The organism is Microbacterium sp. GXS0129 (assembly GCF_044769785.1).
GTDB classification, from domain to species: Bacteria; Actinomycetota; Actinomycetes; order Actinomycetales; family Microbacteriaceae; genus Microbacterium; species Microbacterium nymphoidis.
Window position 1 is genome coordinate 285,033 of sequence record NZ_JBIZVZ010000003.1, and the last position, 13,854, is coordinate 298,886.

The 13,854-nt window shown below is 69.9% G+C and carries 10 protein-coding genes and 1 other RNA gene; 1 reads left to right on the forward strand and 10 read right to left on the reverse strand.

Translation table 11 applies throughout. From position 1 onward, the window contains the following. Window positions 1-62: 62 nt before the first annotated feature. The 5 genes from ACIQJ5_RS11615 to ACIQJ5_RS11635 all read right to left on the reverse strand — a co-directional run bounded on the left by ACIQJ5_RS11615 (window position 63) and on the right by ACIQJ5_RS11635 (window position 5,783). A complete protein-coding gene (locus ACIQJ5_RS11615; RefSeq protein WP_231091810.1) occupies window positions 63-536 on the reverse strand; it encodes a DUF2004 domain-containing protein in 474 nt (157 codons plus the stop codon). Further along, window positions 533-1,453 carry a DMT family transporter gene (locus ACIQJ5_RS11620; protein ID WP_402844040.1) on the reverse strand — a complete coding sequence of 307 codons (921 nt, stop codon included), beginning with the start codon at window positions 1,451-1,453 and terminating at the stop codon, window positions 533-535. Before ACIQJ5_RS11620 ends, ACIQJ5_RS11615 begins: the two co-directional genes overlap by 4 nt. Before the next feature lie 33 nt (window positions 1,454-1,486). Beyond that, window positions 1,487-2,080 carry a recombination mediator RecR gene (gene recR / locus ACIQJ5_RS11625; RefSeq protein ID WP_231091808.1) on the reverse strand — a complete coding sequence of 198 codons (594 nt, stop codon included), beginning with the start codon at window positions 2,078-2,080 and terminating at the stop codon, window positions 1,487-1,489. Then, window positions 2,080-4,992, reverse strand: a complete 2,913-nt coding sequence (locus ACIQJ5_RS11630) for a DNA polymerase III subunit gamma and tau (protein ID WP_402844044.1) — start codon at window positions 4,990-4,992, stop codon at window positions 2,080-2,082. Before ACIQJ5_RS11630 ends, recR begins: the two co-directional genes overlap by 1 nt. 167 nt (window positions 4,993-5,159) lie before the next feature. Then, window positions 5,160-5,783 (reverse strand): hypothetical protein, encoded by a 624-nt coding sequence (locus ACIQJ5_RS11635; RefSeq protein ID WP_402844046.1) that lies wholly within the window; start codon window positions 5,781-5,783, stop codon window positions 5,160-5,162. Here ACIQJ5_RS11635 and ACIQJ5_RS11640 point away from each other — a divergent pair. Next, on the forward strand, window positions 5,782-6,738 hold the full coding sequence (locus ACIQJ5_RS11640; RefSeq protein WP_402844048.1) for a hypothetical protein: 957 nt from the start codon (window positions 5,782-5,784) through the stop codon (window positions 6,736-6,738). The two genes, ACIQJ5_RS11635 and ACIQJ5_RS11640, sit on opposite strands and share 2 nt — an antisense overlap. 58 nt (window positions 6,739-6,796) lie before the next feature. Here ACIQJ5_RS11640 and ACIQJ5_RS11645 read toward each other — a convergent pair whose 3' ends face one another. From ACIQJ5_RS11645 to ffs, 5 genes are all read right to left on the reverse strand, one after another. Then, window positions 6,797-9,274, reverse strand: coding sequence for a glycoside hydrolase family 65 protein (locus ACIQJ5_RS11645; protein ID WP_402844051.1), 2,478 nt, complete (start codon window positions 9,272-9,274; stop codon window positions 6,797-6,799). A 49-nt stretch (window positions 9,275-9,323) separates the two neighbouring features. After that, a complete protein-coding gene (locus ACIQJ5_RS11650) occupies window positions 9,324-10,064 on the reverse strand; it encodes an HAD family phosphatase (RefSeq protein ID WP_231091803.1) in 741 nt (246 codons plus the stop codon). A gap of 105 nt (window positions 10,065-10,169) precedes the next feature. Beyond that, the gene (locus ACIQJ5_RS11655; protein ID WP_402844053.1) at window positions 10,170-11,393 is read right to left on the reverse strand and encodes an acetate/propionate family kinase; all 1,224 of its coding nucleotides are present in this window, start codon (window positions 11,391-11,393) and stop codon (window positions 10,170-10,172) included. A gap of 1 nt (window position 11,394) precedes the next feature. Continuing rightward, window positions 11,395-13,518, reverse strand: coding sequence for a phosphate acetyltransferase (gene pta, locus ACIQJ5_RS11660; protein ID WP_402844056.1), 2,124 nt, complete (start codon window positions 13,516-13,518; stop codon window positions 11,395-11,397). A 162-nt stretch (window positions 13,519-13,680) separates the two neighbouring features. Continuing rightward, window positions 13,681-13,777, reverse strand: an RNA gene (gene ffs / locus ACIQJ5_RS11665) — signal recognition particle sRNA small type. Window positions 13,778-13,854 lie beyond the last annotated feature (77 nt).

The window sequence follows — 13,854 nt, forward strand, 5'->3', positions numbered from 1 at the left end:
TTTACGAGGCGTTGCATGCCGCTTCTGCCATGTGACGCCCTCTCGTCACGCAGAGCGCGCGGTCAGCTCTCCCAGCTGATCACCGGCGTGCGGCCGTCGGGGAAGCGCGCGACCAGCAGCTGATCCGTCTCCGGGTCCTCGATGCCGTAGTCGATGCTGAGCGTCGAATCCGTCGCCCAGGCACCGTCCGGGAAGATGCCGACGCGGATCACGACCAGGGCGTCGAGGAAGTCACCGGGGGTACGGTCCTGCCACCCCTCCACCTCCTCGTGGAAGAAGCGCCAGTAACCGGCGGCTGCGGTGCCCTCGTCACCGAGATCTGCGGCGATGCGCTCGCGCGCCCCGGCGTCGTGCAGGTCCAGCCGATCGAGGACGTCATCCAGACGCTCCACGGCGTCCTCGTCGAAGGCGGCCGGATCTGCCACCACGAGAGTCGCCGGCGCGGGGCGCTCAGCGACGACGACGGCGGCGTCCACGACGGATTCGTCCCCGTCCTCGCAAAACGCGAGCGAGCCCAGATGTCTGCTGTGCTTCATGGCGTGAGCGTAGCGTCTTCCGGTTCGGGGGTCACCGGGCGTGGGCGCAGACGCCCGCCGGTGGCGGCCAGCCAGCAGCCGACGAGGACGATCGGTGCTCCGATGAGGAGGCCGGGGCCCAGGTGCTCCCCCATGACGATGACGCCGAGCACCAGCGCCACGATCGGGTTGATGTAGGTGAACAGCGGCGCGTTCACGGGCCCGACCTGGGCGATGAGCGCGAAGAAGACCAGGAAGGCGACCGCCGTGCACAGTACGCCGAGCAGGACCAAGCTGACGATGCTTGGCGCGGTCGGGACGGTGTGTGTCGTGAGGATCGCAGCGGGCAGGTACCCGATGCCCACGATGAGCAGAGCCAGGCAGATGGAGCCCATCGAGGGGACATCGGCGAGCTTGCGCGCCACGATGAACGGGGCGATCGCGTAGAGCAGCGCCACGAGGAGCACCTCGCCCACCGCGAAGAGCGCCCCGTCCGTCACCCCGACCCCCGGACCGAGCACGATGAGCGCGACGCCGCCGAGACCGAGGAGGAGACCGAGGATGCGCACCGGGCGAAGTGCCGCTCGGTCGCCGCCGCCGAGGGCGATGAGTGTTGCGAACAGCGGCACGGTGGCCACGAGCAGTCCGGTGAGCCCCGAGGGCAGCGACTGTTCCGCATGGCCGAGCAGGAGGAAGGGGCCCGCCATCTCGATCAGACCGAACGCCAGCACCCAGGGCCACTTCTTCGCCGCCTGCTTCAACGCCCCGGAACGGATCGCGAACGGCAACAGCAGGAGCGCACCGATGAGCGTGCGTCCCGCAACGATCGCGGGCGGTGAGAACGAGTCGACGGCGATCTTGATGAGCAGGTACGGGATGCCCCAGAGCAGCCCCATCGCGGCGAACAGCAGCCAACCTCGGCGGGTGAACCCGGTCATGGGCGCGCGCTCCTCGACGGCGCGACGGCGCCGTCAGACGGCACGGCGCCCCTCGAAGGCCCGACCGAGGGTGACCTCGTCCGCGTACTCCAGATCGCCGCCCACGGGAAGACCCGAAGCGAGCCGGGTGACCGAGATCTGCATCGTGGTGAGCAGACGGCTGAGGTAGGCCGCGGTGGCCTCGCCCTCCAAGTTGGGGTTGGTGGCGATGATCACCTCCTGCACGGTGCCGTCAGCAAGGCGGGACAGCAATTGGGAGATGCGCAGATCATCCGGGCCGACACCGGCGATCGGGCTGATCGCGCCGCCGAGCACCTGGTAGAGGCCGCGGTATTCGCGGGTGCGCTCGATGGCAGCGACGTCCTTCGCATCCTCCACGACGCAGATGAGGCTCGGGTCGCGGCGCGGGTCCCGGCAGATAGCGCATCGCTCCTGCTCCGAGACGTTGCCGCACACCTCGCAGAAGCGCACCTTCTCCCGGATGTCGACGAGGAGTGCGGACAACCGGGACACGTCGAAGCTCGGCGTCTGCAGGATGTGGAAGGTGATCCGCTGCGCGGACTTGGGCCCGATTCCGGGCAGGCGGCCGAACTCGTCGATCAGCTCTTGAACGATTCCGTCGTACATCAGGCGAACCTCGTGGGCGGCTCGTAGGGTTCCTCACGGACGAAGGTGGCGCCGAGCACCTGTCGCACGACCGCTTCGCCGTAGCGCTGGCGGCCGTCACCGATGTCAATGGAGCGAGACGAGACGGTGGGTCGTTGCTCGGCCTCGACAGGGTCAGGTTCGGGGTCGGGCTCCGGTTCCGGGCTCGCCGGCGCCGGTTCCGCCGGGGCGGCGACGGAGAGGGGCGTGGAACCACCCGGGATCGCGGCCACGGCCCAGTCCGTGACCGGCGCAGCGGCGGCGGGGGCCGACCGCGGGGCGCGCCCAGCCGACGACGCCGCGGTCGGAGCGCCCGCGTTCGACCCCTGCGGGGAACGAGGTGCGGGGCGTCGTCCGCTGTCTTCCGGTGCTTCGTCCTCCTCGGGCGGCGCCTCATCAGACGGGTACCAGCCGTCATCAGCGGGCATCGAGGGTGCAGGCGCATCGGTCCGCCATCCGGGTCCCGGAGCTTCCGGAGCGCCCGGAAGGGGCGCCGCGGCGCGGTCGTGGCGCGCGAGGTACTTCACCCGCACGCCGAGCACGTCGATGATCGCGGCCCGGAGATCCTCGCTCGGGCCCGCGCCGGCGTTCAGCTTCTTGAAGGCGGCAACATCTGCCTGGCTCTGGAAGCCCAGGGTGAGGACATCACCCTCGAACGCCAGCACGCGGGCATCGCTGGCCACCAGCCACGACGCGCGATTGATCGCCTCCAGGCGCTGGAGCACCTCGGGCCAGACATCCTTCATACGCTGGGCGGTGATCGGCGCGTCCGCTTCGGCCGACGCATCGGCAGCAGCGGTCGGCGCGGACGCATCCGATGGGGCAGCCGTACCCGATGGGGCAGCCGTACCCGACAGGGCAGTCGTATCCGACGGTGCAGCCGTACCCGATGGGGCAGTCGCATCCGACGGGGCAGTCGCATCCGACGGGGCAGTCGCATCCGACGGGGCGGCGCCAGCAGTCCGGGCTCCCGCAGCCGGCGCAGCCGGTGCATCGGCGGTTTCGGACGAGACGGCCGACGCGAGAACGGAGTCCGTCGTGACGGGCGCGGCCGCCGGAGCGGATTCGGGCCGTGCCGCATCGGCGGTGGACAACACATCAGCCGGAGACGAGACATCAGCCGGGGTCTCGACGTCAGCGGTGACGGAGACGTCCGTCCGGTCCTCGGCCTCAGCGGCCGCCGTGGCGTCAGGGGCCGTGGCGGCACCCGGCCGCTCGGGCGATACCGGCGTCGCCGGATCCTCGGTTGCATCGGGTTCAGCTGCCGGAGCCTCCTCCACCGCGAACATCGGTGTATCGCCCGGGGCGCCCTCGTCGTCGATCGCGTCCGACGGCTCATCCATCGCGGCATCCGCCGGTCCGGCGCCGGATGTACCGGCAGAGCTGGCGTCCAAGACATCGGCCGAAGCAGCGCGGACGTCGTCGCCTGCTGAGTGGTCGCCCTCGGCGGTCTCGACCGGGACGGACTCCCCAGCGGTGGGCGCCGTCACGGCCTCCGGACCTCCCTGCGCGGGCGTCGCGTCGGAGGGGACGGACGTGGACGCGGCCCCTGTGGGGGCGGGAGAGCCGGGCGCTGCACTCGGCGCAGCACCCCCGGGTGCCCCCGCCGCAGCCGCAGCCGCCGCGGGTGCAGCCCCCGCGGAACCACCTGACGCCGGTGCGGAGGTCACGGGAGCTGAGCCGTTCGCCGCCGCCGCACGTGCACCAGCGGCAGCTGCATCTGCCGCAGGCGCACCTGCCGCAGCGCCTGCTGCGAGTGCGCCCGGCGCCACGGGAACCGCCCCGTCGATGGCACCTGTGCCGGCGAGCACGCGGGCCACGAGGAGTTCCAGATGAAGGCGCGGCGAGGTGGCGCCGGTCATGTCGTCCAGGGCCGCAGAGACAAGGTCTGCCGTTCGCGACAGGCGGGCTCCGCCGGTGGCGGCCGCCTGCCGGGCCATGTGCTCCAGTTCGTCCGCGGGCACCCCGCGAAGCACGGCGGTGGCTCCGGCACCCGCCGCCGCGATGATGATGAGGTCGCGGAGTCGCTCCAGGAGATCATCCACGAAACGGCGCGGGTCCTGGCCGGTCTGGACCACGCGGTCCACCGCGGCGAAGGCTGCTGCGGCGTCGTCTGCGGCGAAGGCGTCAACCACGGCATCTAGCAGCTCGCTGTGCGTGTATCCGAGAAGGGCGACGGCCCGCTCATAGGACACGTTGTCGTTCTCGGATCCTGCGATGAGCTGGTCGAGCAACGACAGGGTGTCCCGTGGTGATCCGCCGCCGGCACGGACCACCAGCGGCAGCACACCGGGCTCCACGGACACGCCCTCTTGCGCGCACAGGGTGCCGACGTAGTCGAGCATCGCCGCCGGGGGCACCAGGCGGAACGGATAGTGGTGCGTGCGGGAGCGGATGGTGCCGAGCACCTTCTCCGGTTCCGTGGTGGCGAAGATGAACTTCACATGGGGCGGAGGCTCCTCCACCAGCTTCAGCATGGCGTTGAAGCCCTGCTGCGTGACCATGTGCGCCTCATCGAGGATGAAGATCTTGAAGCGGTCGCGGGCGGGAGCGAACACGGCACGCTCGCGCAGGTCACGCGCGTCGTCGACGCCGTTGTGGCTGGCCGCGTCGATCTCGACCACATCGAGGGATCCGCCGCCGCTCCGGGACAGTTCCACGCAGCTGTCGCACGTTCCGCACGGGGTGTCCGTGGGACCGGCCGCACAGTTGAGGCAGCGCGCAAGAATGCGCGCTGACGTGGTCTTTCCGCACCCACGCGGGCCCGAGAACAGGTAGGCGTGCCCGATGCGATCGGCGCGCAGTGCAGTCATCAGCGGATCGGTGACCTGCGACTGCCCGATCATCTCGGCGAACGTCTCCGGACGGTAGCGGCGGTAGAGGGCTGTGGTCACCCCTCCAGCCTACGGGAGGGCACCGACATTGAGTTCGGCGGGCCGACCTGCACCCCTCGCCTGCATGACGCACATTATGAGAGGCTTCTCACAAAATGAGCGGCACCCCGGAGCGCCGCCACCCCACCGGCGATCGAAAGCAGCCCGACAACCGTGCGTCGTCCTTCTCACCTCCCCCAGGCCTCCGTGGTCGCCGCCCTCGTGGTGGCTGCCCTCTTGTCCCCCGCTCCCGCCGCGTTGGCCGCCCCAGTGCCGGACTCGGCTCCGTCGTCCGCCCCGGGCCCGCAGCCCACGGACGAACCGCGCTCGCTCGTGAGCGCGACGTCTGCGCCGTCGATTCCGGAAAGCGTGCCGCCGGCAGCTCCGCGCGCCGGGTCGCCGATTCCGGTGCCCACCCCCACACCCACACCTGAGACAGCCACAACGACCGCCACATCCACACCATCGCCGACCCTCACAGCCTCGCCGACCCCGACACCCGGTAGGCTCTCGCCCGCCATCGAGCCGACCGCCGCCGCGGCTCCGGCACCGATACCCACCACCACGACCCCGCGCATCACGGGATCGGCCGTCGCCGGCACGACGCTGACGGCGAGCGCGACCGGGTGGAGCACCGGCACCCGCTTCGCGTTCCAGTGGCTGGCGGATGGCGCCGAGCTGACGGGAGCGACATCCGCCACCCTCCCGCTGACCGCCACCCACAGCGGGAAGGCGATATCCGTGCGGGTGACGGGGTCGCTCGCCGGGCACACCCCGGTCACCCGGGTGTCCGCCTCGACGCTGCGGGTCATGTCTGCGGCCGTTCCCACGATCGGCGGCACGGCCGCCGTCGGATCCGCCGTCACAGCCCGGGTCGGCGGATGGACCGGCGGCACCTCCTTCAGCTATCAGTGGAAGGCGGATGGCAGGCCCATCGCCGGGGCGACATCGGCGAAGTTCACCGCCACCAGCTCCGAAGCGGGCAAGCGACTGACCGTCACGGTGACCGGCACCAAGCCCGGGCACGCGACGGCGTCTCTGCCGTCATCAGCCACCGCGAAGCTGCCCACGACCGCGAGCGCGAAGGTCGCGGGCACGGCCGTGGTCGGTGCGGCCCTGACCGCAAGCACGGGAGCGTGGACGAAGGGGACCTCCCTGCGGTATCAGTGGCAGGCCGATGGCACCGCGATCCCGGGAGCGACGGGGACGACGCTCACACTGGCGGCGGGACATACGGGCAAACGGATCACGGTCGCCATCACCGGCGCGCTGACCGGCTACACGACGGTGACCACGGTCTCCGCCGCGACCCTCCGGGTGGCCGCTGCACCGGCGCCGACCATCAGCGGCCGCGCCACCGTCGCACAGACTCTGACGGCGCGTACCGGTGGGTGGGCCGGCGCAACGACGTTCACCTATCAGTGGTACGCCAACGGCTCGAAGATCGCCGGGGCCACCGGCTCCACGTATCGCATTCCCGAGAGCGCCTATGGCAAGAAGATCACCGTCTCCGTGACCGGCTCGCAGGCGGGCTTTCCCACGCTCACCCGGTCTTCCACCCCCACCGCCGCGGTGAACTACCCCGGCCGCTTCACGCCGCCGAAGGGCGCGACCTCATGCCCTTCATGGGCCCCGATCAAGGGCAACGCTGACTCCGGGATCTACCACATGCCTGGCGGACGCTACTACAACGCCACCAAGCCAGAGGACTGCTTCCGCACCGAGGCCGATGCCGTACGAGCGGGCTATCGCAAGTCGCGGGCCTGAGCGAGATACGGCCAGGGGCGGACCGGGTCTCCCCGTCCGCCCCTGGCCGTATCTCCGCTTACTCCGCGGCGACGTCGATGGTTCCGGTCGGGGGGATGCTCGCCGTGATGTAGCTGCCATCCTCGCGGCGCCCGCGCGCGACGTCGCTCACCGTCGGACGGCCCTCCAGCACCGGCCCATGGTCGGCCAGCGCCACGACGGCGTCGGCCCCCGGCGCTGCGGAGTGCGCAGCCCCGCGGACGGTGAAGTCCACCGCGTCGCCGGATTCGACGCTCACTCGCAGTTCGGTCGCCGTGACCGACACGCGAAGCTGTGATCCGTGCCACTCCAGCGGGAAGGCCAGCTCGGGCCACGCCGCCGGCAGGCGCGGATCGAACGACAGCTTCCCGTCGTAGTCGCGCATGCCGCCGAAGCCCGATACCAGGGCGGTCCACACGCCACCGGCCGACGCGATGTGGGCGCCGTCCGCCGTGTTGTGGTGCAGGTCGGCGAGGTCCACGTTGAGGGCGTGCATGAAGTACTCCATCGCCAGGTCGCGATAGCCGACCTCCGCCGCGAGGATCGACTGCACCACGGCGGAGAGGGTGGAGTCCCCCGTCGTCAGCGGGTCGTAGTAGTCGAAGTCCGCGAGCTTCTGCGTCGCCGAGAACTGGTCCCCCTGCAGGAACAGCGCCAGCACGACGTCGGCCTGCTTCAGCACCTGGAAGCGGTAGATCACCAGCGGGTGGAAGTGCAGCAGCAGCGGGCGCTGCGAAGCGGGCGTGTTGTCGAGGTCCCACACCTCGCGATCCAGGAACAGCGCGTCCTGCGGGTGGATGCCCAGGTGCTCGTTGAACGGGATGTGCATGGCGTCCGCGGCGGACTGCCAGGCATCGGCCTCGCCGGATTCGAGTCCGACGCGATCAGCGAGCGCGCGATACGCCTCCGGCGCGTGCTCCGCCATGTCCCGCACGACGCTGGCCGCGTAGGCGAGGTTGAAGCGGGCCATCACGTTCGTGAACAGGTTGTCGTTGACGACCGTGGTGTACTCGTCCGGCCCGGTCACACCGTGGATGTGGAAGGTGTGATCACCGTTCTCGCGCCAGAACCCGAGCGTCGACCACATGCGCGCCGTCTCCACGACGATGTCGGATCCCTCGCGGTGGAGGAAGTCGACGTCGCCGGTCGCGCGCACGTACTTGGCCACGGCGAAGGCGATGTCGGCGTTGATGTGGTACTGCGCGGTGCCGGCGGCGTAGTAGGCCGAGGCCTCCTCGCCGTTGATGGTGCGCCACGGGAACAGGGCGCCGGCCTCGTTCAGTGCCGCGGCACGACGGCGCGCGGCGGGGAGCATCATCGCGCGCATGCGCAGAGCGTTGCGAGCCCAGTCCGGTGACGTGTAGGTGAGGAACGGAAGGACGTAGACCTCGGTGTCCCAGAAGTAGTGCCCGCTGTATCCGGAGCCGGTGAGCCCCTTCGCGGGAACGCCCTGAGCGTCGGCGCGCGCAGATGCCTGCGCCAGCTGGAAGAGATCCCAGCGCACAGCCTGCTGGACGGCGTCATCGCCCGAGATCAGAACATCGGAGCGCTTCCAGAACGCGTCGAGGAACTCGTGCTGTGCGGCGAAGACGGCGTCCGCCCCGGCAGCGCGCACCCGGTCCAGGGTCCGCCGGCCGCGATCCACCAGCTCGCGAGCCGGGGCCACCTCCGAGGAGTGGTATGCAACGGTCTTCGTCACCGTGATGGGCACACCGGCGCGCGCCTGCACCCGGTACACCGTCTTGGCGATGTCACCCTCGATGAGGCTGCGGGTGTTGTAGTCGTTGGCCGTGGCGATCTCGTGATCGGCAACGACAGCGAGCGTCATCCCGGAGTTGGTGACCCGGTACGACAGCGCGGAGCGGTCGCCGTCCTCCCAGAACTCCTGCGGCTGCAGCACGCGGTTGCTGATGCGCTCGGTCTTGCGCGGGTCGAACTTGGCGGTGCCGTGGCCGCGAGCCGGAGCTGCACCGCCGAAGACGTCCTCGCCGTCCTGGCGGTTGACGATCTGGCTGCTGATGGCGACAGGCGCGTCGGTGTCGACGCTCACGGACAGCCGCTGCAGCGTGAGGTGGCGGTCGGTGAAGGAGACCAGGCGCTCCAGGTTGACGCGCACCTTCTTTCCCGACGGCGTGCGCCAGAGCAGGTGCCGACGCAGTACGCCGGCCTGCATGTCGAGCTCGCGGCGGTATTCCAGCAGTTCCGAGGTCTCCAGCACCAGCGGTTCGTCGTCGACGTAGACGCGCATGATCTTCGCGTCAGGGGCGTTGACGATGGTCTGGCCGACCTCGGCGAAGCCATACGCCTGCTCGGCGTGACGGATGGGCCAGGTCTCGTGGAAGCCGTTGACGAACGTGCCGTGCTCATGCGCGTCACGTCCTTCCGGGTGGTTTCCGCGCAGGCCGAGGTAGCCGTTGCCGACGGAGAAGAGGGTCTCGGTGAGGCCCTTGTCGTCCGCACTCACACGGCTCTCAACGAGACGCCAGGGGTCGACGGGGAAGCGATCGCGATCGAGCATGTCTGCTTTCAGGAACGAGAGGGATCGGGTGGGCAGGAAAGGATGAGGTTCAGGGGAGGAGGTCGGCCAGGTCGCCGACCACGACGTGCGCACCCGCGGCGCGCAGCGCGTCCGCTCCCACGCCGCGGTCGACGCCGATCACGAGCGCGAAACCGCCCGCTGCAGCGGACTCGACGCCGCTGATGGCGTCCTCCACCGCGACGGCGCGAGAGGGAGCCACTCCGAGGTCGGCGGCACCGCGCAGGAAGACGTCGGGTGCCGGCTTGGAGGGCAGTCCGTCGCGCTCGGCGACCACACCGTCCACCACGGCGGTGAAACGATCGGCGATGCCGGCCGCGTCGAGGACCTCGACGGCGTTCTTGGAGCTGGAGACCACCGCGAGCGGGACTCCACGAGCGACCAGGGCGTCGATGAGGGCGAGCGACCCGGCGTACGGCGTGATGCCCTCCTCGCGCAGAACGCGCGTGAAGACCACGTTCTTGCGGTTCCCGATGCCGCACACGGTGTCGGCGGTCACCGGGTCGGACGGATCGCCCCACGGGACTTCGACGTCACGGGAACGCAGCAGCGAGGCGACGCCGTCGTACCGCTTCTTGCCGTCGACGTACTGGAAGTAGTCCTCGGACGTGTACGGCGGCGTGATGTCCCACTCCTCGAAGAGGGTGTCGAACATGCTCTGCCACGCGTGCATGTGCACCTCGGCCGTGGGTGTGAGCACCCCGTCGAGGTCGAACAGCACAGCGTCATAGGCGGTCAGATCAACAGCTGCACCAGTGGGCAGTTCGGCCACTGCTCCTCCGAATCGGACGGGATCACGCGCACCCTGCGCGCACTCGGCCCAGAGTATGGTGTGGAACCGTTCCATGGCACACGCGACGAGGCAGTCGTGTGCGCCTCAGACCGCGATGGCCTGCAGCGTCTGGCGCGCGATCTCCAGCTCCTCATTCGTGGGCACCACGAGCACCGTCACGCGGGACGTGTCGGTGGAGATCACGCGGGGTCCGCCCGAGCGGGTGGCGTTGCGTTGCGCATCCAGTTCGATGCCCGCCCACTCCGCTCCGGCGAGGGCCGCGGCGCGCACCGCCGCCGCGTTCTCCCCCACGCCCGCGGTGAAGGAGATCACGTCCACTCCCCCGAGCACCGCGAGATAGGCGCCGAGGTAGTGCTTGAGGCGATGGATGTAGACGTCGAAGGCGAGTGCGGCGCGCTCGTCGCCGCGTTCCCGCCCCTCGAGCACGTCACGCATGTCGGAGACCCCCGCGAGGCCGAGCAGTCCCGATTGCTTGTTCAGCAGGCGATCCAGCTCGTCCGTGCTCATCTCGGCCCGTCGCGCCAGCTGGAAGAGCACGGCCGGGTCGAGGTCGCCCGAGCGCGTTCCCATCACCAGGCCCTCCAGCGGGGTGAAACCCATCGAGGTGTCGACGCTGCGCCCGCCGTCGATCGCCGTGACCGAGGCCCCGTTTCCCAGGTGGAAGACGATCTGCCTCAGTTCGGCGTTGTCGCGCCCGAGGAAGGCCGCGGCCGTTTCGCTCACGTACTTGTGGCTGGTGCCGTGGAATCCGTAGCGGCGGATGCGGTGGCGGTGCGCCACATCCGCGTCGATGGCGTACGTGAAGGCCGCCGGCTTCAGCGTCTGGTGGAAGGCGGTGTCGAACACCGCGACGTGCGGCACGTCGGCGAAAGCCTTCTTCGCGGCGATGATGCCCTCCACCGCGCCCGGGTTGTGCAGGGGTGCGAGCGTGGACAGATCGTCGATGTTGATCTCGACCAGGGGCGTGATGAGCGTGGGCTCGAAGAATCGCGCCCCACCATGGACCACCCTGTGTCCCACGGCGATCGGCGGGGAGTCCGTCAGCTGCGGGCCGTGCTCGTCGAAGGCCTCCAGCATGAGGGCGAACCCGGTGGTGTGGTCGGGGATGCGGACATCGCGGTCGTACGTGGCCTTGTGCATCGCCACCTGGACGCCACCGGCGGGCGCATACACGGTGTGATGGATCGCACCACTCGACTCGCCGATGCGCTCGACGAGACCGCTCGCCAGAACGCGCTCACCCTCCATCTCCAGCAACTCGTACTTGAACGAGCTGGATCCGCTGTTGATCACCAGCACTGCGCTCACGTCAGACCCCCTGCGCCTGGATGGCCGTGATGGCCACCGTGTTGATGATGTCCTCGACGAGGGCGCCCCGGGACAGGTCGTTGATCGGGCGGTTGAGGCCCTGGAGCACGGGTCCCATCGCCACCGCCCCCGCGGAGCGCTGCACCGCCTTGTAGGTGTTGTTGCCGGTATTGAGGTCCGGGAAGATGAACACCGTGGCGCGTCCGGCCACCTCGGATCCGGGCATCTTCGCGGCCGCGACAGCAGCGTCCGCCGCCGCGTCGTACTGGATCGGGCCCTCGACCAGCAGCTCGGGTGCACGTTCGCGAACCAGGGCGGTCGCCGCGCGCACCTTGTCGACGTCCGCGCCGGATCCGGACTCCCCCGTGGAGTAGGAGAGCATCGCCACACGAGGCGAGATGCCGAACTGGGTGGCGGTGGCGGCCGAGGAGATCGCGATGTCCGCGAGCTGCTCACTCGTGGGATCCGGGATCACGGCGCAGTCGCCGTAGACCAGGACGCGGTCCGCGAGAGCCATCAGGAACACGCTGGAGACCACGGACGTCCCCGGACGGGTCTTGATGATCTCGAAGGCCGGACGGATCGTGTGTGCGGTGGTGTGCGCGGCGCCGGAGACCATGCCGTCCGCGAGCCCCAGGTGCACCATCATCGTGCCGAAGTAGGACACGTCTGTCACGGTGTCGGCGGCTCGTTCGAGCGTCATGCCCTTGTGCGCTCGCAGACGCGTGTACTCAGCGGCGAAGGTCTTCACGAGCTCGGGATCGAAGGGGCTGAGGATGTGGGCGCCGCCGAGGTCCACGCCGAGTTCCACCGCGCGCGCACGCACCGCCTGCTCGTCGCCGAGGATCGTCAGCTCCGCGACGCCTCGTGCCTCAAGGGTGGCTGCAGCGCGCAGGATGCGATCATCGTCGCCCTCCGGGAGGACGATGTGCCGTCGGTCGGCGCGCGCCCGCTCCACGAGCGCGTACTGGAACATCAGCGGGGTGACCACATCGGTGCTCGCCACGCCGAGGGCCTGGGCGAGTACGTCGGTGTCGACGCTCGTGTCGAACAGGGTCAGCGCCGTGTCGATGCGTCGGCGCGAGTCGGAGGCGAGTCGTCCTCGGGTGCGCATGACCCGCAAGGCCGTGTCGTAGGTTCCCAGGTCCGTCGCGATCACGGGAAGCGACGAGGACAGGCCGTCCAGGAGCCGGGTGATCTCCTCCGGGAGCGGGAACGGCCCGTTGAGGAGGATGCCGGACACCGAGGGGAAAGTCCCGGAGGCGTTGGCCAGCAGCGTCGCCAGCAGCACGTCGGTGCGATCCGCGGCGATCACCACCATCGCGTCCTGCTGTAGCCGTGGCAGCACGTTGACCATCGACATGCCGGCGACGACCACCGAGAGCACCTCGCGGGTCATCAGCTCGGGATCCCCCTGGATGAGCCGTCCGTCCACCGCCTGCATGATTCCGCGCACGGACGGGGCCACCAGCGAACGGTCCTCAGGGATCGCCCACACGGGCGTTCCGGGTGCGGCACCATCGGCGACGATCGCCGCAGAGACCGCGTCGATGATCGCGTCGGACTGCGTCGGATCGGCGCGGTTCACGATCGCCGCCAGCAGCTGGGCCCGGCTGTGGCGGAGCTCCGTCATCGCGATATCCGCGGTGGCGGCGATCTCCGCGGCGGTGCGCGCCGTCGTGGTGCCCAGCTGCTCCCCCTGCCCCAGCTGGGCGCGTCCGCCGAGCACGAGGAGGACCGGAGCGCCGAGGTTCGCCGCGATGCGCGCGTTGAAGCCGAGCTCGGTGGGGCTCGCGACATCCGTGTAGTCGCTGCCGATGATCACGACCGTCTCGCACTGGGACCTCACCGCGTTGAACCGCTCGACGATCTGCGACAGGGCGGCTTCCGGATCCGCGCGCACCTCGTCGTAGGTCACGCCGGTGGCCGCCGCCGCGTCCAGGTCGACGCCGTCGTGCTCGAGCAGCATGGCCAGGACGCTGTCGATCTCCTCGCGTGAGCGCGTGATCGGCCGGAACACCCCCACGCGAGCCGTCGTGCGGGTGAGAAGGTCCAGCACGCCCAGCGCGATCGCGGACTTGCCGGTGTGCCCCTCGGCTGACGTGATGTAGATGCTCTTCGCCACGCTTCCACCCTAGGCGGGCGGGTGGCGGGGCGGGCTGGAGATATTCCGCCAGCTGCGCATGGTTCGTCTTCGCTCACGCGAATCCGGCTCGCACCGGCTCACCGTAGCGGGAGAATGCGCGGGGCGTACGAAGAATGCCCGGCGACACGAGTGCCCCGGGCATGAAAAGACTCTCCGCGCACCCGGCAGAGCCTGGTTACCCTTGCTACGTTTCCGTCCTGGGGGAGTTGGCCTGGATACCGCCGCGCGGAGAGCTGAGAACAGTCTAACAAGGTCCGCACGCATCCTCTGACCATCTGGCCCGGTTAGAGTGTGCGCGGACGGTGTTGTCACACC

What these genes read in the sequence shown, in the direction of transcription:
- ACIQJ5_RS11615 (WP_231091810.1), bottom strand. Translation starts at nt 536, where the DNA reads ATGAAGCACAGCAGACATCTGGGCTCGCTCGCGTTTTGCGAGGACGGG.
- recR (WP_231091808.1), bottom strand. Translation starts at nt 2,080, where the DNA reads ATGTACGACGGAATCGTTCAAGAGCTGATCGACGAGTTCGGCCGCCTG.
- ACIQJ5_RS11620 (WP_402844040.1), bottom strand. Translation starts at nt 1,453, where the DNA reads ATGACCGGGTTCACCCGCCGAGGTTGGCTGCTGTTCGCCGCGATGGGG.
- ACIQJ5_RS11645 (WP_402844051.1), bottom strand. Translation starts at nt 9,274, where the DNA reads ATGCTCGATCGCGATCGCTTCCCCGTCGACCCCTGGCGTCTCGTTGAG.
- ACIQJ5_RS11635 (WP_402844046.1), bottom strand. Translation starts at nt 5,783, where the DNA reads ATGACCCGCAGCGTCGAGGCGGACACCCGGGTGACCGGGGTGTGCCCG.
- ACIQJ5_RS11640 (WP_402844048.1), top strand. Translation starts at nt 5,782, where the DNA reads ATGTCTGCGGCCGTTCCCACGATCGGCGGCACGGCCGCCGTCGGATCC.